This window comes from Shewanella sp. 8A (genome assembly GCF_023475945.1).
Classification (GTDB): domain Bacteria; phylum Pseudomonadota; class Gammaproteobacteria; order Enterobacterales; family Shewanellaceae; genus Shewanella; species Shewanella xiamenensis.
Genome location: NZ_JAMDJP010000011.1, coordinates 80,226 through 102,996 on the forward strand (window position 1 = coordinate 80,226; position 22,771 = coordinate 102,996).

At 44.9% G+C, this 22,771-nt stretch carries 22 protein-coding genes; 7 read left to right on the forward strand and 15 right to left on the reverse strand.

Annotation, left to right across the window (positions count from 1 at the left end):
• Positions 1-23 precede the first annotated feature (23 nt).
• Together M0413_RS10560 and M0413_RS10565 are read left to right on the forward strand one after the other, a co-directional pair.
• Entirely contained in the window at positions 24-1,448 is a 1,425-nt protein-coding gene (locus M0413_RS10560) for a coniferyl aldehyde dehydrogenase (protein WP_249554081.1), read from the forward strand.
• Positions 1,449-1,470: 22 nt separating this feature from the next.
• Entirely contained in the window at positions 1,471-2,079 is a 609-nt protein-coding gene (locus M0413_RS10565) for a TetR/AcrR family transcriptional regulator (protein ID WP_249554082.1), read from the forward strand.
• Positions 2,080-2,167: 88 nt separating this feature from the next.
• On the opposite strand, the gene M0413_RS10570 is transcribed toward M0413_RS10565, so the two are convergent.
• From M0413_RS10570 to M0413_RS10615, 10 genes are all read right to left on the reverse strand, one after another.
• Positions 2,168-2,974, reverse strand: coding sequence for a CsgG/HfaB family protein (locus M0413_RS10570; RefSeq protein WP_037421563.1), 807 nt, complete (start codon positions 2,972-2,974; stop codon positions 2,168-2,170).
• Positions 2,974-3,369: a curli assembly protein CsgF gene (locus M0413_RS10575; protein ID WP_037421565.1), complete on the reverse strand. Its 396-nt coding sequence runs from the start codon at positions 3,367-3,369 to the stop codon at positions 2,974-2,976. Before M0413_RS10575 ends, M0413_RS10570 begins: the two co-directional genes overlap by 1 nt.
• A 10-nt stretch (positions 3,370-3,379) precedes the next feature.
• Positions 3,380-3,790 (reverse strand): curli production assembly/transport protein CsgE, encoded by a 411-nt coding sequence (locus tag M0413_RS10580; RefSeq protein ID WP_249554083.1) that lies wholly within the window; start codon positions 3,788-3,790, stop codon positions 3,380-3,382.
• Positions 3,791-4,042: 252 nt separating this feature from the next.
• Complete coding sequence (locus M0413_RS10585) at positions 4,043-5,698, reverse strand: sensor histidine kinase (RefSeq protein ID WP_249554085.1); 1,656 nt, start codon at positions 5,696-5,698, stop codon at positions 4,043-4,045.
• A gap of 40 nt (positions 5,699-5,738) precedes the next feature.
• The gene (locus M0413_RS10590; RefSeq protein WP_099456896.1) at positions 5,739-7,175 is read right to left on the reverse strand and encodes a sigma-54-dependent transcriptional regulator; all 1,437 of its coding nucleotides are present in this window, start codon (positions 7,173-7,175) and stop codon (positions 5,739-5,741) included.
• A gap of 97 nt (positions 7,176-7,272) precedes the next feature.
• On the reverse strand, positions 7,273-8,472 hold the full coding sequence (locus tag M0413_RS10595) for an ABC transporter permease (RefSeq protein ID WP_249554087.1): 1,200 nt from the start codon (positions 8,470-8,472) through the stop codon (positions 7,273-7,275).
• Positions 8,473-8,483: 11 nt separating this feature from the next.
• Positions 8,484-9,788 (reverse strand): ABC transporter permease, encoded by a 1,305-nt coding sequence (locus tag M0413_RS10600; protein ID WP_203432137.1) that lies wholly within the window; start codon positions 9,786-9,788, stop codon positions 8,484-8,486.
• Between the two features lie 8 nt (positions 9,789-9,796).
• Complete coding sequence (locus tag M0413_RS10605; RefSeq protein WP_037421582.1) at positions 9,797-10,537, reverse strand: ABC transporter ATP-binding protein; 741 nt, start codon at positions 10,535-10,537, stop codon at positions 9,797-9,799.
• A 108-nt stretch (positions 10,538-10,645) separates the two neighbouring features.
• Positions 10,646-10,921 (reverse strand): hypothetical protein, encoded by a 276-nt coding sequence (locus tag M0413_RS10610; RefSeq protein WP_037428407.1) that lies wholly within the window; start codon positions 10,919-10,921, stop codon positions 10,646-10,648.
• A 94-nt stretch (positions 10,922-11,015) separates the two neighbouring features.
• Entirely contained in the window at positions 11,016-12,278 is a 1,263-nt protein-coding gene (locus M0413_RS10615) for an efflux RND transporter periplasmic adaptor subunit (RefSeq protein WP_037421587.1), read from the reverse strand.
• A 389-nt stretch (positions 12,279-12,667) separates the two neighbouring features.
• Between M0413_RS10615 and pyrC the strand changes: the two genes are divergently transcribed.
• The 5 genes from pyrC to M0413_RS10640 all read left to right on the forward strand — a co-directional run bounded on the left by pyrC (position 12,668) and on the right by M0413_RS10640 (position 16,799).
• Positions 12,668-13,699 (forward strand): dihydroorotase, encoded by a 1,032-nt coding sequence (gene pyrC / locus M0413_RS10620; RefSeq protein ID WP_249554089.1) that lies wholly within the window; start codon positions 12,668-12,670, stop codon positions 13,697-13,699.
• A 131-nt stretch (positions 13,700-13,830) separates the two neighbouring features.
• Entirely contained in the window at positions 13,831-14,877 is a 1,047-nt protein-coding gene (locus M0413_RS10625; protein WP_249554090.1) for a hypothetical protein, read from the forward strand.
• A gap of 131 nt (positions 14,878-15,008) precedes the next feature.
• Positions 15,009-15,371, forward strand: coding sequence for a nuclear transport factor 2 family protein (locus M0413_RS10630; protein ID WP_249554091.1), 363 nt, complete (start codon positions 15,009-15,011; stop codon positions 15,369-15,371).
• A gap of 195 nt (positions 15,372-15,566) precedes the next feature.
• Complete coding sequence (locus tag M0413_RS10635; protein WP_069453393.1) at positions 15,567-16,013, forward strand: hypothetical protein; 447 nt, start codon at positions 15,567-15,569, stop codon at positions 16,011-16,013.
• Between the two features lie 492 nt (positions 16,014-16,505).
• Positions 16,506-16,799, forward strand: coding sequence for a DUF3144 domain-containing protein (locus M0413_RS10640; RefSeq protein WP_037428416.1), 294 nt, complete (start codon positions 16,506-16,508; stop codon positions 16,797-16,799).
• Between the two features lie 216 nt (positions 16,800-17,015).
• Here M0413_RS10640 and M0413_RS10645 read toward each other — a convergent pair whose 3' ends face one another.
• From M0413_RS10645 to M0413_RS10665, 5 genes are all read right to left on the reverse strand, one after another.
• Positions 17,016-17,354, reverse strand: a complete 339-nt coding sequence (locus M0413_RS10645) for a hypothetical protein (RefSeq protein ID WP_047540620.1) — start codon at positions 17,352-17,354, stop codon at positions 17,016-17,018.
• 193 nt (positions 17,355-17,547) lie between these two features.
• Positions 17,548-18,684 (reverse strand): glucosaminidase domain-containing protein, encoded by a 1,137-nt coding sequence (locus tag M0413_RS10650; RefSeq protein ID WP_249554092.1) that lies wholly within the window; start codon positions 18,682-18,684, stop codon positions 17,548-17,550.
• 427 nt (positions 18,685-19,111) lie between these two features.
• Entirely contained in the window at positions 19,112-20,194 is a 1,083-nt protein-coding gene (locus M0413_RS10655; RefSeq protein ID WP_047538334.1) for an HD domain-containing phosphohydrolase, read from the reverse strand.
• A gap of 77 nt (positions 20,195-20,271) precedes the next feature.
• Positions 20,272-21,807: a methyl-accepting chemotaxis protein gene (locus tag M0413_RS10660; RefSeq protein WP_249554093.1), complete on the reverse strand. Its 1,536-nt coding sequence runs from the start codon at positions 21,805-21,807 to the stop codon at positions 20,272-20,274.
• 410 nt (positions 21,808-22,217) lie between these two features.
• The gene (locus tag M0413_RS10665; protein ID WP_037428423.1) at positions 22,218-22,436 is read right to left on the reverse strand and encodes a hypothetical protein; all 219 of its coding nucleotides are present in this window, start codon (positions 22,434-22,436) and stop codon (positions 22,218-22,220) included.
• Between the last annotated feature and the right edge of the window lie 335 nt (positions 22,437-22,771).

Genomic DNA, 22,771 nt, shown 5'->3' on the forward strand with positions numbered 1-22,771 from the left:
AGACTTGCACTCAAGGGACCACGATGAACATGGCAACAGACGCAGCAAAAATCTCGCCGTTAACCGAGTTACTCCAACGTCAGCGTGCAAGTTACTTAGCCGCACCTAATCCTGATTATGCGATCCGTAAAGAACGCTTAATACGCCTTAAAGCCGCCTTGCTAAAATTCCAGCAGCCGCTCGTCGAGGCGTTATCACAGGACTATGGCCATCGTTCGGTCGATGACAGTCTGATTTCCGACATTATGCCTGTGGTCAATAACATCAATTACAGCTTGAAAAACCTCAAAAAATGGCTCAAGCCAAGCCGCCGCCATGCGGGCATCTTACTCGCCCCCGCCCAAGTCAAAGTGCATTATCAGCCACTAGGCGTTATTGGGATAATCGTGCCTTGGAACTTCCCCGTCATGCTCTCCATTGGGCCATTAGTCACGGCGATTGCTGCGGGCAACCATGCCATGCTCAAACTTTCGGAATTTACTCCAGCAACCAATAGCGTTATCAAACAGTTGCTAGCCGAAGTATTTGATGAATCCCATGTTGCCGTTGTCGAAGGTGAAGCTGATGTCGCGGCGCAGTTTTCAGCACTGCCCTTCGATCATCTCCTATTTACTGGCTCAACCACGGTTGGCCGCCATGTGATGCGCGCCGCGGCCAATAATCTCACCCCCGTTACCCTTGAACTCGGAGGTAAATCGCCAGTAATTATCGCCCCCGATATGCCACTAGAGATAGCGGTAGAACGAATGATTTATGGTAAGTGTTTGAATGCTGGACAAATCTGTGTAGCGCCTGATTATGTGCTTTGCCCTAACGCTAAAGTGAGCGATTTTATTCAAGCCTATCAAGCAAAATTCCAAGCCATGTACGGCGCAATTGCCCAAAATAAGGACTACGGCAGCATTATTAATGCCCGCCAATTTGATCGTTTATTGGCTGTACTTGAGGATGCCAAAACCAAAGGTGCCAAGATTATCTCTGCCTCAAATGAAGCAATAGACAGCCAGAATCGTAAACTCGCCACTCAGCTGATTACTAATACCACTGAAGATATGCTATTGATGCAAGAGGAAATCTTTGGGCCGCTATTACCCGTTATCGGTTACGACTCTTTAGATGAAGCCATTAGCTACGTAAACCGTCGCGCCAGACCCTTAGCGCTCTATGTGATGAGTTTTGATGAAGCGAGCCAACAAAAAATCCTCAAGCAAACTCACTCTGGCGGTGTTTGTATCAATGAAACGGTATTCCATGTAGCAGCCGATGATGCGCCCTTTGGCGGCATAGGCCCATCTGGTATGGGGCATTATCATGGTAAAGAAGGGTTCCTCACCTTTAGCCACGCCAAAACCGTGCTAAGCCGTGGGCGCTTTAACACGGGTAAATTTGTCCATCCACCCTATGGCACTTTTATCCAACGTATGTTGATGAAGCTGTTTTTACGCTAATACGGGCCGCTTAGGAGTGGTTATGTCGAGCTTATTACCAACATATACAGATACTAAGCCCATGACAGATAAACGTCAGGCGATACTCGATACCGCCTTATCGTTATTTGTCAGCCAAGGCTTTCATGCCACCTCGACCGCTTCAATTGCCAAGCAGGCTGGCGTAGCGACAGGCACACTGTTTCATCATTTCCCAACCAAAGAAGTGTTGATGGAAAGCCTGTTTCTCACGATTAAACAAGAGTTTGCTAATGCATTATTGTTAAATATCAAAGAAGGGATCGATCTTAAAGAGCATGCAGAAATCCTCTGGCAGAGCGCGATTGACTGGTCGATTGATAATCCAATCAAGCAATTATTTTTTCAGCAATATTCAATGTCACCTATGATTGCGGCTTCTATCCGCGAACAAGCAATGAATAGCATCTTAGGGTTTATCGCCCAGTTGATAAAAAAAGGGCAGCTAATGGGATTAATTGCCCACTATCCCATTGAATTAATGCTTGAAAATTGCCACGGACAATACTTAGCAGCCACACGATTTTTTATAGATAACCCCGAATTGGGCAGAGATAAACATTATCGTGATGCCAGCTTTGCGCTGTTTTGGAAGGCGTTACGGGCCGACTAAACCTAAAAGCAATCGAGCCAGACTTATATCTGGCTCGATTGTGGCGATGTTTAACTGAATGAACAGATATTTAATACGATTAGTATAATCAGCTTTGGCTTAATTCAGGTTGTTTTTCTATAGGTTGCGACAACTGCGAAGCACTCCAATAACCTTGTTTTACACCCTTTTCGATAAGCTCAGCGACTGCTAACTCAATGGCTTGTAGTACACAAAACTGCACTGGTTCATTGGTGGTAAAACCTACTTCGGCTTCGGCCAAACGATTCAAACTGGTATAACGGAACAGGCCTGCACGCATTTCCTGCGAAAGTACCCTTTTACTCGTAGATACAGACATCATCACTTTGCCCGTGTGTACATCGACAGCGCGCAGATAGATAGTCACTAAATCCTCACGGTACATTTCCGAGGCGCCGATACCATAATACTCAACCCCTGTACCGCCTGTACTGGTGTTGGTCTCGTAACTGATAATGCCACCTTCTAATAGCAATCTCGCCGTCGATAACACGGGGATATCATCGCCCTTTGAGCCGTTTTGCTTATTACTGATCTTGCGCTCGGTTAATAAATTTTGCAGGCCTTCACGCTCAACGGGCGTAAACCATTTAGAGTCAATCAAGGTTTGCATCAGCATCGATGTTGCCCCTTGAGTGACCGCAGTTGAAAATGAGCTGACGTTAGCTTGAGGTTTATATTGCCCGGTTTGGTCTCGGAATGAATATACCGCAACTGGGATCGGAAATTTTGGCCCAGGCTGACTCTGTAGCTCCTTCATCACCTCACTCATTGGATTAACTTGAGCAGGAGTAATATTTAAGTCAGGCTTGGGGATCAAGCTACAGGCGGACATACTCAGCAGCATAGAAGCGATAAAGATGGAACGTGCCATTAGTTTCCGCCTCCAAAAGTTGGCATTTCAATCACCGTCACTTCGCCAGTTTCGATGTTAGTGATGGTTAACATCACTCCGGTGCCAGTAGAGGCGACTTCGATACGAAAATCACCGGTATCGTACACCCCATCTTTGATCTCACCATCAGCTACGCCGCGAGTGATGGAGTTAATGATGTTACGTTCCAATGACTCCTTAAAACGGGTAACAAAGTCCTTCTCTGTCGAGCTGGCTTTATTATCGTTTTGAGCCTGCGCTTTATTGAGTAAAAAGGAGCCATTCGCAGGATTGCCCCCAAAGCTTGGGTTGACGGGGGTATAGATTAATTCGGTTGCTTGGCTGGTGTGAGCTATGCAAAACACAGCAAGAGAAAGTAACGTCCTGAATGTCATTATTGTTATCCTACAAATCGTCCGATGTTCCTGAAAAATCACCCGTAATCGCATTAGCCCTGACTTGAGCTAAGTAATCAATCGTCAACAAAATAGCCTGCTCTGCGCTCTCCTTAATCGGGTTCGCCCGACGACCAAAGTGCGTGGTATAAATACGAGTTCCATTCACTTCTAAGGTTAAAACGGTTCCGGCCTGCGGAAACACCGTCTCATACAAGGTCACGTTAAACCCTTGAGTAAACGGCAATTCGCGCCAATAACTTGAATAGTAAAACCCAAAATCCTTACCAAAACGCGTTAAGGTTCTATCTATCACAAGCCCACTGATTTCAATATCATCATCGGCTAATGCGCCGGGAGCGCTTATAAACAAGAATGAACACAAGATACTGAACAACAACCGCTGAATTAACGATTTCACAGGTCCCTCCTTACCTACAATGCTCAAACCTTCAGATACAGCGATAGCGTAAAATGCACGCTTTGCCATGTTGTGCATGTAACATTTCACGCTTATTTTTATTAAAGGAAGGTTAACAGGATTGAAGAATGCTAGTCATTAGACTGAGACCTAAATTAGCCCAAAAAGCTAAGGTAAAAACCGCAAAATAGCCCATTTGGGTAATACGTTAGAATGAGCAATGAAAACTCTTGATACACTCTCAAACGCAGATTATTGCGGTAACCAGAGTTGTACTGACAGCCCACCATCGGTGCGATTATGCATACTAATGCTGCCTTCATGGGCCTCAATGATTTCGCGGCAAAGTGGTAAGCCTAAGCCAGTACCCGATTGCTTGGTTGAGTAAAAGGGCAATAGGGCTTGCTCTAACACTTCCTCGGACATGCCACTACCACGATCCTCAATCTTGATAATAAAGCCTGTGCCATCAACCAGCGTTTGAAAGCGAATCGAGAGCGTGACCTCATCGGGATTAGAACCTGATTCATGGGCATTTTTCAGCAGGTTTAGCAGAACTTGCTCCATTTGTCCTTGATCGAAATAGCCCATTTCAGCGGGTAATTCATTGGCTAAGGTAAAAGGATAATGCTGGGTTAAATGTTCGATAAGCTGCTGCCACGCGACTTGACGTCGCTGCGGTAAAGGCAGTTTAGCAAAGCGAGCATAGTTGAAAATAAACTGACTCAGGTGATTCGTGCGACTCTCTATAGTGTCGAATATCAGCTTAAGCTTTGGATTATCGAGATCTTTCGTCAGTAAACGCCCCGAATTCACCATAGAAGCAATGGGCGCGACAGAATTATTTAGCTCATGGCTGATAATACGGATCACCTTCTTCCACACCGCCACTTCCTGACGATTAAGCTCACGGGTCATCTGCTTGAGCAATATCAAGTTATGTTGTTGGTTATTCAATAAAAATTGGCCACGACTCAGATACCAAGTCTCAGTATCATCCTCACCCATGGTAAACAGGCCGCTCTTTTCTTGCTTAAGGGCCAAGGCAAGGGCATCGGGTAAGTCTTGCAGCAGTTCGTCGAGGCTCAAGCCTTCCATTTTGCCTTTAATATGGAAAAGATGCCGCGCCGCATCGTTGGCATACATGAGTTTTTGGTGATCGTTAAACAGCAGCATCACGTTAGGTGAGCTTTGAATCACTTTATCCAGCAGCAATTCGCGCTGATAAATATACTGCCGCTCCTGGCGCAGCTTAGCTGCCGAATCATTAAATAGCTCAGCCAATGCCTTAAGCTGGCCCTCACCATTTGCCGGAATGCTGACGCTAAAGTCATTATCGTTAAAGTTGAGTAAGCCAACCTCTAAGGCATTGAGGCTACGAGCTAAATGGCGGGTAAACCAAGCCACACCTAAGGCGCAAATACCACAGGTAAACAATAATATGAATAACCATTCGGTGATTGGTAGCCCTTGGTCTGTCCCTTGCGCTAACGTCAACTTAGGCAGCGAGATAGGTTCTGCTGGAGGAGCTGTGGGCGGCACATCAGGATGGGCTGAAGGACTAAAAAGCCCCTCTTTAAGCTGCTCGAGTTTAAAAAGCTTAATTTGCAATTGTTCTTGCTTGAGCTGCTCTAACTTTTGCAGCTCATGCTTAATCTGCTCGGCCCTTAAACGCTCCTGTAATGGCAACGCTTGTTGTAATTTCTCGTTATTTTTAATTGCCGCTTCGACGTTTTCTTGAAGCTTATCTACGTCGATGGGAGGTATATTAATTGCGGGGAGCTTGATGGGAGCTGGCACTTCAACTGACGAGATAGACGGGCGATAGCTCACAGCACCTAGGGTCAATAGCACTCCTAAGGCGCAACAAACAGTTGAATAAATGATTAATTTTGTTCGCAGTTGCACCTAAAACTCCACCTAAGACTCAATGTTTATAGAGCTATGACTATTTTTCTAGACCAAACTTATCCATGCGGCGATACAGGGCTTGCCTACTTAGGCCAAGGGATTTAGCTACTCGCGCAATCACGCCCTTGTGCTGTCTTAAGGCCATTTCAATCTGCTCACGGCTAACATCCATAGCGTCGCTCGAATCCAGTTGAGCGGACACGTCTTGATTGGCAACTTTTATCTGTGATTCAATCGGGGCAACTTCAGTTATGGTTCGCCCAAGCGTCATCGTATTTGTCGTGTGAGTGTTGTTAACATTGACTGGCGGTAAACCAAAATCAACTTCGGTTAACACTCGACTTTGCGCCAATAGCGCCGCACGTTTACAGGCATTTTCTAGCTCGCGCACATTACCCGGCCAACGATGCTGTAATAGCGCCTGTTGGGCGGGTTTACTCAAACTAAAACCCTCACCGACAAAATGTTTCACTAAGGGCAAAATATCGTCAATACGCTGATTCAGTGGCGGTAAGGCCAATTCAATCACATTTAAGCGGTAGAATAAGTCCTCACGGAAACGCCCCTCGGCAATATCTTGGGCAAGATCGGCATTGGTCGCACTGATCACCCTCACCTTCACCTTTAAGGTTTTATGGCTGCCTAAGCGCTCAAACTCCCCGGTTTGTAATACCCGCAGCAATTTCACTTGGCCCGAGAGCGGTAAATTGCCAATTTCATCTAAAAATAAGGTGCCACCATCGGCCGCTTCAAAACGACCAATGCGCGCCTTGTTAGCCCCCGTAAACGCCCCCGCCTCGGCACCAAAGAGTTCGGCTTCGAGCAACTCCATTGGCAAAGCCCCCACATTCACCTTAATAAAGGGTTTGTTTTTTAAGGGAGAATTGGCATGGATAATATCGGCAAGCTTATCTTTACCGGCACCATTAGGGCCTGTGATCAATACAGATACATCGGAGCGTGCCAGTTGTAAGGCTAAGTCAATACAACGCTGCATCGCACCACTACCAAAAACAATCCCGCACAGATCCGCATCGGCAATCGCGACTTGGCGTTGTGAATTAACTCGCTCGAGCCGATGATTTGTACGTGCAAGCTTATAGAGAGCAATTAAATTCGTAATGCTGTTTAGTAACTTAGCATCATCCCACGGTTTGCCCATGTAATCAGCGGCGCCGGCTTTAACCAACTCAACAGCGGTTTCGAGCTGCGTCCAAGCCGTCATTAAAATGATCGGCAAATCCGGCTGCCTATCACGCAATGCATAAAACAACTGCCGCCCTTCTTCCCCAGAGGTGGTATCGCGGGTGAAGTTCATATCTTGGATAACAAGATCAATATCATGGGTCGCGATCAGACCAAGGGCATCATCTGGTGTATGGCAAGTTAACACCTGATAACCATTGATCTCCAGCATTAAGCCCAAGGCCTGGCAGATGGCGTGGTTATCGTCGACAATCAGAATTGTGTCCATGTGGCAAAGTATATCCCGAGTAAAACTATTAACCTTAAAGTAACAAAAAGTGCAATAACATCCTACTGTTATCGCACTTTATGCCGCTCAGCTTATGTTACACAGTACGCGTCGCTGTCGCCGGAGATATCTTGGCAGCTTTGCGTGCAGGTAAGTACACCGCAAGGGTGGTCACCACAAATAATCCAACAACGGTGAATAATGGATAGGAAAGCGCCAGCATAGGTAAGCTATACAGGCTCATCAATTGCTGGCCTAACTGAATCGATAACAGCACACCCAAAGTGCCACCTAACAGACATAGCAGATAGTTTTCCACTAGGAAGTAGCTGATAATATCGCGCTTTTTAGCACCTAACGCACGGCGAGTGCCAATCTGCTTAGTGCGACGCTGGATATTGAACATCACCATCCCTGTCACCCCAAGTGAGGTAATCAACAACAGCAATACCACCATCATGGTCAGTACGGTTGCCATTAATTCATGGTCACGATATGCCTCGATACGGCGCTCGCTCATGGTTGTAAAGCCTTCGACTACCCGGCTAGGATATTCTTTATGCAGGGCTTCGGGGATGACCTCTTTTAAGCGCTCAATATCACCAGGCTTAGCTCTTACTAAATAACTTTTATAGTCAGCGGGATAATTCACCGACAACACAGAACTAAACTCAAGGTTACTATTATCAACCCATGCCGTTTGTAAGCGCTCCAGCACTCCAATCACCACAAAGTGCTGTGTGCCCATATATACGCTCTTGCCAAGCGCTGATTCATTCGGCCACACCTTATCGACAAAGGCTTTAGTGACTATCATCTTGCCCCCATCTTCCAGCAACTCTGTGGTGATTTCCTGGGGATAGAAGTTACGTCCCTCGACTAACTTCAGCCCTAAGGAGTCGATAAAATGCTCATCACTCATATACATGCCGGTATTGGGCGTAGATATAGCGCGCTCCTCAGGCCCTAGGGTAAAGTTACTCGACCAACCGCCGCCGCTCAGGGGAGCCATAGAGGTAGGTGCAACATCGATAACGCCAGGGATCGCACGAATGATCTCTAAATCTCGTTTATCCTGTGCTACTAAATCTGTCGATTTATCAAAATGATAAATGCTGAAATCAAAGACTTCACTTTCAACAATCCCCGACTCACGCGCCATTAAATTTAATCGTTCGGCGATAATAAAGCTGGCATTAGCGACGATAGCCACAGACAAAATAATCTGTAATAACAATAGTAAGGGGCCGCTTTTACTGCGTAATAAACTGCTGAGAATAGGTTTGATATGTAACATATTGCCCCCGATTATTGGCTCTTAAGATAAACACTTGGGTTAGTGGTACACACACGCCACGCAGGATAAATACCCGCCACAATCGCTGCAAAAATGGCAATAACAGGCGCAATGAGCCACATGCTGGCATCGAGATGAGTAATCGAAGCCTCAAGTTGAAACTTCTTTGTGAGCAACGCAAGTGAGCCCCAAGCCCAAGCCAAGCCGAGTAAGCCACCGAATAGTCCCATCAAAGACACTTCCACCATATGTTGGGCAAAGATCTGCCCTTGGCTGGCGCCGATGGCGCGGCGCACGCCAATTTCGGGAGCTCGGCGTAAAAACTTAGACAGCAACAGACCTAACATATTGACTAAGCAAACAATGAGGAAGAGTGCACTGAGGCCCACCAGCACCTTGTTATCCTCTGGCACCACTTTATTAATGACTAGCCATTGGTCAATATCGGACAATTGCACATCGGCCTTAGGTGAGCTAAAGCGACCTAATTTCTTTTGTTGTTCAATATATTGGCGAACCCACTGACGGTACTCAGCGACTTGTTCAGGCGTATCGAGTTGCACCCAAAATTGTGTCCAATGCTTTTCGGAGGTTAAACGCTGCGCGTAGTTGTTGATGCTCTCATAGTTCCAGCCATTGGTATTTCCCCAACTGCCATATTCCTCAATCGGCGCTAAGCTGTAGGGCACAAACAAGGTATCCACATTGCCAAAGGCGCCGTTGTTAAGGTCATAATAGTTTGGACTCGGCGCCCAAGGCTTAAGCACGCCAACCACCTGATAGGGCTTAGCATTGAAATAAATCGTCTTGCCGACACTATTTTGGCCCGCAAACAGCGTCTTATTCAGCTCATCGGTGAGAACCACTTCGTAGCGAGCATCTTTATCGACGCTGTCATCCCATGCCTGACCGTATTGAAACTCAAGTCCAAACAGTGGGAAAAAGTCGTTATTGGTCACCCTAACCCGAGATTGCAGTACAGGTAAAAAAGCCGGATCTTCGGTTTGCACCGCGCCGCCAGTGCGAAACATGGGGGTTTGCAGGCTCGGAATATCACTCTTAAGTAAGTTCATCCCGTCTTGATAGGTGATCTGTTGATCGAAGCGATCCCAAGCATCTGGACCTTGGCTCCACAGCTGTACCGCAAACAATTGGCTGGACTTCTCCCCCGCAGGGTTAGTGGACATCATTTTGTAAATGTTAAGAGTGGTAATCGTGATGCCTATGCCGATGGAAATCGCCATGATCATCAATGCCGACAACATGGGCGTTTTTTTAATGCTACGCCAAGCTAAATCTAAGTAATAGAAGAACATAACCGCTCCTAGCCTTGGGCGTTAGCAACCAGTTTATCGACACTGCCGTGGCTTGCACTGCGGGCCACATTGGGTTGATACATGGTAAAGTCGCAGACTTGTCCATCGACAATTTGAATATTGCGCTGGGCACGGCGAGCCAGTTCAGGATCGTGGGTCACCATGATGATGGTGGTGCCAGATTGGTTAATATTCTCTAATAATTCCATCACTTGGCGGGCCATTAAGCTGTCGAGGTTACCCGTAGGTTCGTCGGCGAGCAGAAAACGGGGTTCCCCCGCTAAAGCACGGGCAATCGCTACCCTTTGCTGTTGACCGCCGGATAATTGAGTCGGCAAATGCTTCATCCGCGCACCTAAGCCCACTTGCTCTAATGCTTGCTCCACACGGCGTTTACGCTCCTTGGCACTAAAACCACGGTAGCGCAGCGGTACTTCAATGTTTTCCGCGAGGTTAAGATCGGGGATCAAGTTAAAGCCTTGGAAGATAAAGCCAATCTTCTCATTGCGTACGGCAGCACTCTTGTTATCACTGAGGTTGGAGACATTAATCCCATCTAAAAAATAATCCCCATGGGTGAAGCCTTCGAGCAAGCCAGCAATATTTAAGAAGGTGGTTTTGCCTGAACCCGAAGGGCCTGTGACCGCCACAAACTCGCCCTCGTTTACCTCAAGGTTGAAATCCCGCAGGGCGTGGGTTTCTACTAAGTCCGTTTTAAAAACTTTACTGATATTCTTCATTGATAACATTTTAATTTCCTTAATTAATTTTTATCTTTGCGCGTAAACGGCTTATAAAACGCGCGGGACTTCAATGTAACTTGAGCATGTAACAGACGAAGCAGAGGCAACCGCTTATCAGCCCAGAAAAGCACCCATAATGAACTCACTCAACTTACCGAACAGCCCATTTAGGCAAGAGAATATCAAGCTCACACTTTCCATCGAGACATCACCAATCTGGCGCATTTCGTCTAAGGGATTGGTCCATTCCAAAATATTTAAGCCAAGGAAAAACCAACTATTAGCCTCTCCAATCCCCAGCTCTACCGCCACAACTAACAAGGCCAAAGCGAATACGCCAAACAGCTTGGAGGACATCAACACACTGATATCAACATTTTTATGACTCATTATTGGCTCCTATTTACTTATCGCCGCAGTATTTTAAACCACGGCAATTTCCAATCCATCAATTTGATTAATAAGTTTTTTCAACCAAATAACATCAATGCATCTTAACCTGTTCGGCATGATTGAAGGGCTCAACACTCGAGATTACCCATTCGTCACCCGCTTTACCGCCTTCAATCACTTCCACCTGGCTCATACTGGTGCTACCCAGTTTAATCTGGCGGCGGGTAGCGATATCGCCTTCGACTTGATAAGCCTCCTCCCCGCCACCGCTGGTCATAAAGGCACCACGTTTGACCATCAACACATTTTCCCGATGTTCGAGTAGCACTCGGGCAGAAATGCGTTGGTTTTGGCGCAACTTAAGACTATCGCTCTGGGCAAATTGCACTCTTGCGGTCACTTCACGGTTACGCACTTCGGGAGAAATCGAGGATAACTTGCCCATGAGTTTGACTTCGCCAAAGCTCAGCTCAACCTCCATGCCAAGTCCAAGTTCATCGGCGTAAGACTCTGGCACCGCAAGCTCGGCCTCATAGGCACTTAAATCGACCACAGTTAGAATCGGTTGATTGGCACTCAAACGCGTTTTTTGCTCTGTCAGCCAGTTGCCAATAATGCCGCCAACCGGCGCTTTAATATTTAAGGCTTCAACTTGGCGCTCTAATTCACCTACCGCTAACTGCTGGCGTTCAACTTCAAGCGCTTTATTCTTTACTTCAAAGGTCAAGGTATCCTTAGTTAATGCAGCATCTTGCAACGCATGCTCAAATTTAAGCTTGGCTTTATGCAGATCATCTTTGCCCTTTTCATAGTCAATCTGCCCAATCAGCTGACTTTGAATAAGCTGCTCACCACGACGACGTTCACGCTCAGCCGCCTCAAGATCAACCTTGGCCATATCTAAGGTTTGGTTGACTTGTAATTGGTTGCGTCTAGCGTCCAGCTTGGCACGCTCAAGAGCACCCTCCAAACCCGCTAATAAGGATTTCGCCTGTTCTAATTGATTGGTCAGTCTTGGACTATCTAGCTTGGCTACCACATCGCCTTTATTAACTGTATCGCCAGGATTGCTCAGTAGCGTCACTGTACCTTCTTCAGTGCTGTAGAGGATCGGTGCATTGGCCGCGACGATTTTACCTGTAGTCGCGATATCCCGAGTCAGCGTACCTACATATAAAGTCGCAGTGGTTAACTCACTACGGCTAATGGATTTGCTCACATTATCGCTACTGAAACTGGCCCACACTAAGGCGCTCACTAATAAGGTGCAGCCGCCAATAATCAAGGGCACCTTGAGACGTTTAGCGTTTGATGGCGCAAGGAGAGTATCTTGGCCGCTGGTATCTTTAATCATGGCGTTTCTCGCTTCCCTGTCGGAGGGCTGGATATGCCCATCGCTACGGACACTATTAAAAATCGATATCCAGTAATAGCAACGCCTATGCCAATTCCATTAAAGCATTTATTTTCATTGTGTTAGATAAGATTCAAGATAAAAGTGTCCGCGGACACCACAGTTGAGAACTAAAAGTGTCCGTCTAAATTTCGCAAAAGTGTCCGCTCGATATGAGAAAAGGCTGCTTGTAGGTGTACGGTACTCAGCAAAGAACAAGCTGGCAGTCGCTCAACATGCGCTAACACTTTTATTCGCCAAATGACGGAGTTTCCCTTTACAGCTAAAACCTTGCCACATAAGATCCTGCCACCCTCGCAGCAGACATATCCAATAAGATGAATCGCCCTATGAAAACACTCACTATTACGCGTCCTGACGACTGGCATATTCACCTAAGAGATGGCGCCCAATTAACAGATACGGTTCGCGATATCAGCCGCTATATGGGCCGCGCTATCGTCATGCCTAACCTGGTTCCTCCCGCCATCGATACCGAAACCGCCTTGGCTTATTACGATCGTATCAAGGCGCAAGTGCCAGCGGGCTCGCAATTTGAACCCTTAATGGTGCAGTATCTCACCGACAAAACCAGCCCAGAAGAAATCCGTAAAGCCAAAGCCTCGGGCAAAATCGTTGCCGCTAAACTCTACCCAGCAGGCGCGACCACCAACTCGGATTCTGGCGTGACCGATTTGAAGAACATCTACCCCGCCCTCGAAGCGATGCAGGAAGTGGGCATGTTGTTCCTAGTGCATGGTGAAGTGACTGATTCATCGATTGATATTTTCGACCGCGAGCGCGTGTTTATTGAGAATATCCTCAGCAAGATCGTGGCCGATTTCCCTAAGCTTAAAATCGTTCTCGAGCATATCACCACTAAGGATGCGGTCGATTTCGTGACTCAAGCGTCTGACAATGTGGCCGCCACGATCACCGCGCACCACTTGCTCTATAACCGCAACCATATGTTGGCTGGCGGTATTCGTCCGCACTTCTATTGCCTACCAATTTTAAAGCGCAATACCCACCAGCAAGCGCTGTTAGGCGCCGCGGCCAGTGGCAATAAGAAGTTCTTCCTCGGTACCGACTCAGCGCCACACGCAAAAGATCGCAAAGAAGCCGCCTGTGGCTGCGCGGGTTCTTATACTGCCCATGCGGCCATTGAGCTATACGCCGAAGCCTTTGAATCGGTTAATGCACTGGATAAATTAGAAGCCTTTGCCAGCTTCAACGGCCCAGATTTTTACAATCTGCCTCGCAACAGCGATACCATCACCCTAGTGAAAAAATCTTGGGATGTGCCAGTCAGTTACCCACTTGGCGACAACAATGTCGTGCCTATCCGCGCTGGTGAACAAATTGATTGGCAGGTTGAATAAACAGGTCTTTTGACGCGATAAACGTTGAGCCTACCGTTTATCGAGCTCGAAACCGTTAAGAGTCGCCTTAGGGCGACTTTTTTATAACCAACACGTAAAACCATAACCTATTATCTTTTAAGAGAAAAAGTATGCATACACGGAAGTTACTAACGCTATTGTCCTCAAGCCTATTACTTACCACTACACTGCCACTCAGCACGTTTGCCGCCAATGAACTCACAGGCGTTTGGCAGGGACAACTGGGTAAAAGCAAGATCAGAGTCTGCTTTAACCAATATGGCACCGGCAGTTATTACTATCAAAAATACCTCACCCCAATTCGACTCGAGCTGCAAGACGGCATCTGGAAAGAAGAAAACAACACCGGAAACTGGCAGTTTGATACCGCAACACCACAAACACTGAGTGGCCAGTGGTTTAAAGACAGCGCCAGCAAGTCACTGCCAATACAACTTGAGCGGCAAATCAGCCCGGATAATCAGGATGACTGCAGCGCCGATGCCTATAATCTGCCGCTTGAAACCAAACCTTCACTGAGCCGCGGAAAATGGCAACGCTTTCAGACTATTGAATACCGTCCGCTGACCTTTGGCACTGATGTTGGTATCGAATTTAACGGCCCACAAAAAGGCATTTCGGCAATTAATCACTGGCTTGAGAGAAAGCTCACCGATGATGCGCAGCTGGCACAAACCTTTGAGACTCGCCGCAGAATGTTGGCTCAAATGGGCAGCTTTGTGACTGACGAAACCTTTGCAGAACCCATTTTCCTTAATCAGCATTGGCTTAGTGTGCGCTTGTATCGCTGGGCAGCGGGTTATGGTGCCAATGGGATCAGCCAAGAGTTTGTCAGCTTCTCGCTTGCAGATGGAAAACCTTTCCATCCATGGCAATGGTTTATCGAAAATGAACAGCCTCAAGCGATGCCTGAGAGTATGAGTTTTCCGTTACCACAAGCACTTAAGCAAAAGCTGTTTGCCGATATTCCGCCAAGCGCAGAATGCCCCACCTCCGACGGCTCTGGCTATTATCAACTGACTCTTGAGGCAACTGGAATGAAGTTTTGGGAAATGCCCCGTGGTGACGGCTGCGAGCAGGAGTTTACCTTAACCCCTCAAGAAGCCATGCCCTTTGCCACTCAATGGGGTAAAACACAACTTAAACTATTGGAATAAATTACGTATTACAAAACTACGGTATTGGGAAAGTAGGCTGTAATGGTGATAAATATGATGACACCAAACGCGCTTTCCCATCCAACACAGCAACGCATTTCAAACTTACCCGTTTCAGTAAGGGATCATCCTTGAGCAATTTAACCGTAAACAGTGTGACACCCGAAGCCTTAGTGCGAGCCCAGTTAGTTGCCTATAACCAACACGACCTTGCAAGCTTTGTGGCACTCTTTAGCGACAACGTTTGTATTTACCGTCCACCCGCCACAGAGCCCGTTATTCGGGGTAAAGCCGCATTTCGCGATTTCTATCAAAATGAACGCTTTAACTTGCCGCATTTACATGCCGAAATCCTCAATCGTATGGTTGTTGGCAATAAGGTCGTGGATCACGAACGGATCAGCGGCATACACGACGAGCCTTTTGAAGTGATGGTGGTGTTTGAGGTAATCGATGGACTAATCCAAAATATGTGGAGTTTTGCGACTAACTGATGGGTTATCGGGCTTTACTTGATGCAAGATTGAACCGCTATATTCACTCCGCATCTTCCGAGTAAGGCATTGCCTGAACAGCATCGTATCTCAATACGTCAACATGCCCGAGTAGAAAATGGCTAAAGACCCACTACACTTAACCATCTAAATTCGCCATAAACAAGGCACACTTCAATAGCAACGAGGGAACACATGAACGCTAAAATCATCTTCACAGCCAGTATTGCACTATTGCTATCCGCAAATAGCCACGCCATTAACGATGAGTATCGCAAGTTACTTGAGCGTTCAGGCTGTACCCAAGTGTCTGAAATGCAAGGGTGCGATATCCACAAAACCAAAGAAGAAAATGCCAAAGCAATGGCTTCCCCCAAAGCCGCTGCTGACGCCATCATTCCCAATGCCCAACAATGGATAGCAACAGCCAGCTCAGGAGCAACGGTTGCAAATATTCAAATCGATGATAAACATCAGGTTTGGGTTAACGGTAAACACGTAAAATCCAGTCAAAGTGGTGGAGCGATCAAATTCAAAGACGGTATGGTGGAATTCACCATTTATCCCGATGCCAGCTCGAATAAAGAGAGTATGTGGATTGATAACGATGCAGGATCAAAAGGCCCGATTACGGCCAAGTAACGCCTAGTTACAACCTACACTTGCCATCCTGCAAAAATAGGGGCTTACGCTTACAGCAGATAAAGTTCGCTAGCATACGCGATAAGCCCTTTAATACCATGGTCGTTTTGAAAGTATCGAATGGGCTCATTCAAGCGAGACTGCCTTTACAGCCAACAGAAGACATTTCATATCCCTGAACCTCAAAACGCCCTTTACAGCATGAATCAATCACGGGCTTCTAACATTGGTCTATGATGCTTACACAGGCCCGTTAACCCTATTAGGATTAACTTTACTAGAATGGTTAACCTACCAATGTTTATCAGAAAAGTGTTACACCTATCCCAGATTTACTTTCGACAACTCATTTTAACGTGAAATCAACGGATTCTGTGAGATGGATGACTGTCCCTTGGCCGCAAAATGCCTTAGGGTTAGTAGCAATTGCCAAAAGGGTAAAGCCAAGCGCCCTTTTTCTTTAACCATTTTGCCTAACAACAGGAATTGCTGATGTCTGATAACCAAAATGCCTTTTACGCCCGCGCCACTGAGTTGATTAAGCTCGCTAACCAGCAAAACCAAAACACTGAGATCCAAACCGGTGAAGTCAGTGCTTCCTTTATGTGGGCCCTCGCCCGCTACAACGCTTGGTTTGGCTCCACCAGCTTTGAAAACAAAGAGCAAATGCAGGCCAAAAAACAAGAAATGATGGACTACTACATGGAGCGTTATAAAGAAATGCTCGACGCCAATCTCGAGGACTATATCGAAAACTTCGACCACTACCGCGCAACGCAAAAGTAATCGTTTACGCAACGCCCGATAGCCTAAGGTTATCAGGGCGTCTGATTTTTAGCTTAAGTGGTGATGACTCTCATTCCTCAACACTTAGCTAATCGTTATCCAATATTGATTAATTATCGTCACGACAAGCCAGTATTTGCGACCGAATGTCTGCCTTAAGCACTAATCATCTTGCTGTCAGTTGAATACTGACAGAAATATTAACATAGGCTCTTTTTAGCTACTCATGTTGGTTTTAATCCATAAATAAGCAACATAAATAACCACCGAAGTATATCCAGCCGATATCACTAGATTACATTTCCAAAGAGTTAACCAAAAAGATCCTCTGAAATAAGTACGCTTTCTGACCTCATGATTAAACAATGCAATTGAAGAAAATATCAACATCAGTGCGGAGCATCCCAGCATAGGTAACAACAGAAACATGATACCCAAACCTGCCGCTCCTAAAGATGCGTTAGATGTTTCATTACCAATGGGGGCGAGCATCATAAAGCCCAAAGCTATCCCTGCTATTGTAAGTATCAATCCCAAAAGTTGGAGTGTTCTCATCATCGTCCTTAAGATTAAATCCGCACATACTAGGACTATGTATGCAAAGAGCGCCAACAACATCCTATCTACGCTCTCTTTGACAATCCCTAATTTATATCGTCGTCTCTACGATTGTTAAATCTACAAAATGGCGCTTGTAACAGTGTGTAAGCGGAGCAACTAAACCCAATCTCACTTTAAACATGAATTATTAGTGGGTTCTTGTGAGCAAATGCAACGGCATATCATCATCTAAATAGGCCTCATCTGCCAGATAGAGCTTATTAGTACGGATCATCTTCTGGATCATCTCAACATAGGCGTAGCCGCGCTCTGAATATCGATCCAAGGTACCAGCAAGCGCAACACCTGTAATTGTTTGATTGGCTTGCCTTGATTCGGCACGAAGCTGACGCATTTTGTGGTAAGCACTATGGGTATTTAAATTCAATAAGTATCCTTCAACGGAGGCTAAGGGAGTCTCAAATCGCGCCAGCCCATACTGCCCCATCCCCTGGCGCTTTTGCTTTGGCTCCATACCATTACCATTAAAATCCCACTGACCAAACAAGGCATTCCCCTCAAGAGTAAAGCGCGATGTCCCCCAACCACTTTCCTTTGCCGCCTGGGCCAATACTAGAGATGGAGGCAAAATATCTACCCGTTCAAGCAGGGCTTGCCTGTGGGACGGTGATAACGACGGTATTGGATTACTGATAACTTTGTACTTAATCGCTAAAGCGACCAAACCAGTGTCGTTGAGGGGCGCAGAGATTACCTGTAGCCGTTCTTGTAACACTTTTTCATTCGCTAATAATACTAAGGGGGTCATCAATCTAAAAAACACCATCTTCTTTTGCTTCACAGGCAATTGCTCTGATACCGACCGCCATCCTTTACCTACGGCATCAAAGGTTAATCTCGGAACCGATTTATTCCCCCCATGGAAATTTTCAGCAGTGTAATTAAGGGATTCAAAAAAGAGCATCAAATCATCAATGGAGTGGATACTTACAGTGACAGGTTGAAGTTCAGCCTGCTGCACAGACCGTTGCTCACGCTCTGGTTGAAATATAATGCCGCCAATACGATGTTCACCTTGAGTATCTTGATTATTCACTTGGGTATAGGAAGGCTGAATTAAGGCTGATAATCCCATAATAGGTGGTTTTGTTGACTGACAATTTGCAAGCGGATAGCAAGTCTTTTCAGTTGTAAACGCCGTAGACAAGAGCTGATTAAACACCAATTTGTTGTCGGTCATTTCTGCTGCGGCGAATAGAGGTGAAGGCATAGACATTAGGAATAGCATAAGCATTACTAAGGGCAGTTTACAGTTTATCAACATGGAATCTCTCTGGAGAAAAACAATCGCAGTCCAACTAGCCAAAACACAGGGCGCGAAAGATAACAATAAAATCCTGACAATTTGCTTAATAGCTATGTTTGTAATACTGACTTGACTACGGAAATATCGCATGTGTCGAGCAGTTGAGGCGGCTTTTGATAAAATGACCCGCGGGCATGCCATGTTCGTTCAGTAAATTCCATCGTAAAAATGGGAACATGTAGAGATGCAAACGCGATAGACCATCGGTTTCACTACATAAGTCATCTTAGCGATCAGAAGACTGGTTGAAATGCTTAAGAACTAAGACTAAAGAAAACCAAAGATTTGAGCTTGCACATATAAAAATACTTCGCACGACTTATTATTTTTAATAAATCGAAAATAGTATGGTTACATTGAAAGGCACCAATAAATAATGACCATTTTATAGATCGACATATTGATTATGAATTGTAAGAAATTCAGGCTTATTATTGAGCACAGCCATGACACACTTAGGATCAAACTGTTGACCCGCATTATCCTCAAGATAAGCAAATGAATCCTCAAATGACCATGCCTCTTTGTATGGTCGTTTGCTTGTTAAAGCATCAAGAACATCAGCAACAGTGACTATTCTTGCTTCTAACGGAATATCCTCTCCTTTTAATCCCTCAGGGTATCCCTTACCATCGAAACGTTCATGATGGTAGTTGATAATATTCTTTAACATCTCCGTATGGTGTATCCCATTGAGACTAAACTCATTAATCATCAAATTAATCATCTCTCGACCTTTAATAGTATGAGTTTTCATCACCTCAAATTCTTCAGTGGTTAATTTCTCTGGCTTCAATAGTATTGCATCTGGCACGGCGATTTTACCTATATCATGTAACTCAGAAAATAGATAAATAAACTCAACTTCCTCATCACTTAATCCTAACTCTTTTGCGACTGTTTTAGCGATGATGCGCGAATATGAAGACATTCGGTGTAAATGATTTGCCGTTTCTTCATCACGATAACGACCAAAGGCTCTGGCAGTAATAAGTGCCCCATTAAATGTCTGAATAGAAAGAAATTCAACTGCAATGATACCTGCTAGGATTTGTGCATATGCGGAAAGTTCAGCACGTATTGCATCATCAAAATAACTACTCTCTTTAGAGTTACAAAATAAAAAACCAACAAAACGATCATTAAAATACAATGGTTCGGTATAACTAGATTCGTAGCCCGCCTCAAGCACTTTTCGACTATGTTCAGAACTATATATAAGTTGAGTACATAAATTATCTAATACCCTAGCTTGGCGGCTTTCCACTATATGTTGGAGAGACGGTGTTTCGCTCAATTTTGCCTCATATAAACTCAACGGTGGCTTACCATCTGTACTATGCACAAAGGTTTTAATTTTATCTGTATGTTGATCATATATAGCAATTGCGATTCTAGTTAATTTGTCAAAATTTTTACGGAGTCGTGCATGAACATAATGCACTCGTTCATTTATTGTCCTGTCCATGATTCACTCCGCAATTAAATCTCAATAATTACAATACAAACATATTCGTTAGCGATAAAAACAACTGTTTTTTATCGCTAACCAAAGGTTTGACTTAAATTTTTAAGTTGATTTGCTCTATTCAATAAATTTTTACTCGTCGCACTGACGCCTTCAACTTTCATACTATTGTCATGGGATATTGATGAAATAAGATTAATATTTCTATTAATATCTTCAATCACGGCTTGTTGCTCAGTTGCAGCTGAAGATATTTGGCTGGAAAAAGCGGATACTTTATCTATTTCTACCGTAATATGATTTAAATATTCCGCTCCAATTCGAGTGCTAGAAAGGCAAGTATTCGTTCTACCGACATTCAAATGCATCAACTCTTTCCATTCATTCAGTGTACGCTGAATATGCCCTATGCTCGTTTGAATTTGCTCTGTCGCTTTATGAGTACGAGTAGATAGATTACGAACTTCATCGGCAACAACTGCAAATCCTCGCCCCTGCTCACCGGCGCGAGCCGCTTCAATTGCAGCATTGAGTGCTAACAAATTCGTTTGATTAGCAATCCCTTGTATTTCAGACATGATAGTGTCTATTCGTTCTGACTCACTGGACAACGCTACCGCAGAATCAAAAGCTTGTTCAGCTTGGGTTGCTAATGAGGCAACTTCAGTTTCAACATTTTTAAGTTGCTGACTGGTCACCTGACAATGACGACGGGCTTCTTCAATCTGTAGATTACTCGCTTGGATATTACGATTAATTTCTTCTGCTGCGGATGCCATTTCAGTCACCGCAGTAGCAACTTGTTGGATCTGTAGATCTTGGGAGGTGATATCATTGCTCGTGGTAGACATAGACGTACTAATCTGATCCGCAATAGATTTCAATGAATGGGTTGCGTCATCAACTCTTCCTAAAACAGTCCGAATTCGCGCCTGCCCAAGTTTGATATGAAAATCTGCAATACTGTGGGGGGCGTCACCAGAAAAAATCAGCCGGCTAATGCTATCGTAGTCATTCTCTAATCGCTGCAAGTATCTAGGCGTTAAAAATAATTGCTGTCGATTTAAGGCAATGATAGCGAGTAAGGGCAAGATCACTAAGAGTGATTGAGGAAAGGTTAGCCACCAAACACTACAGATAATGGCTATGGATAATAAAAGAAAACTGACTAGATGATTTGATAGTAACTTATTGCCCCAAAATATATTTTTCTTGTTTTCAAGCGCTCTTAACTCCTTATACATCACACTAGCACGCGCTTTATGTTCAGGCGTAGGGCAACAACGGACTGATTGATAACCTGAGATCCGGCCATCCTCATAGATGGGGGTAACATAGGCATCGACCCAATAATAACTACCATCTTTACAACGGTTTTTAACCATGCCACGCCAAGGCTTGCCTTGCTTTAAATGTTTCCATAAATCGGCAAAGGCAGCTTTCGGCATATCTGGATGTCTAACTAAATTATGATGCTGACCAATCATTTCATCGAGTTGGTATCCAGCCACTTGGCAAAAGCCGGGGTTAGCGTAGGTAATTACGCCATTAAGATCGGTTGTGGAAACGAGCTGTAGATCTTCAGAAAATTTGACTTCACTATCTTTAGTCACTACATCCTTGTGTACCATGATCACAATCCCTGATTTACGGTTGGATTAGTGTAAAAGTATAGTAAGGTTTTCCTTAATTGCACTTTTATGAAACAGCACTACTAGGGCGTGCGAGGTTTCAGGATTATTTTGCAGCATTTGACTGACACTTATGCAAAGCAAAGTCCGTGCGATGTCATGACTCAATCTAAACAGGCGATAACATAGCAGACACGCCAACACGTCCTAAATCCCCAAAGCCAGCAGCATATAGAATGCATTCAAAGCAAACAAATTTCTTATCTGTCGATTATGTAAGCACCTAAAATCAAAGAGGGGCAAACAATCCTATTTGCCCCTCTGATGCAGTGACACTGTGGCGAATCAGTTGCTTACTTATGCGCAGCAAGAACAAACTTGATACATCGCCATTATTGAGTACATGTTTTTGTCGTTTGGCAATCAACCTGCTGCTTAAGTTGCTGTGCATATTGCTCCGCTGCTGCTTTTGCCTTTCGGGCTTCCACTTTTTGCTGCACATCTTCAGCTAATGCCTTATCAAAGGTCTCCATGCCAAAATAGTCGGCAACATCCAAATAAATAAACCAAGCGGCAGCGGCAACGAGGCCATAGGTCAGTAGACGTAACATGGTATTTAAACCTCAATAATTGTATCGACATCTGCAATATAGCTGAGGTTTCATCTAAAGAAAACTGTCAATTTAATGACCAAAAAATGTCAAATAAATACCATTAATCAATGAGATGCAAAAACACAAAAACCTTAAATTACAGAGTTTTAGCAGTTTAAGATTAAAGTTTGCGTTAAACTGTCAAAATTAACGATTTACCATAGAAAAAGATCGATTATTTGACATGTTTTTATAAAGTGACAATAAACCATAATCTCCTTAACTAATGTCAGAAAATCGGCGATAAAATCACCAATTCATATTTTTGATATAACACGCTAACGCCAAAAAGC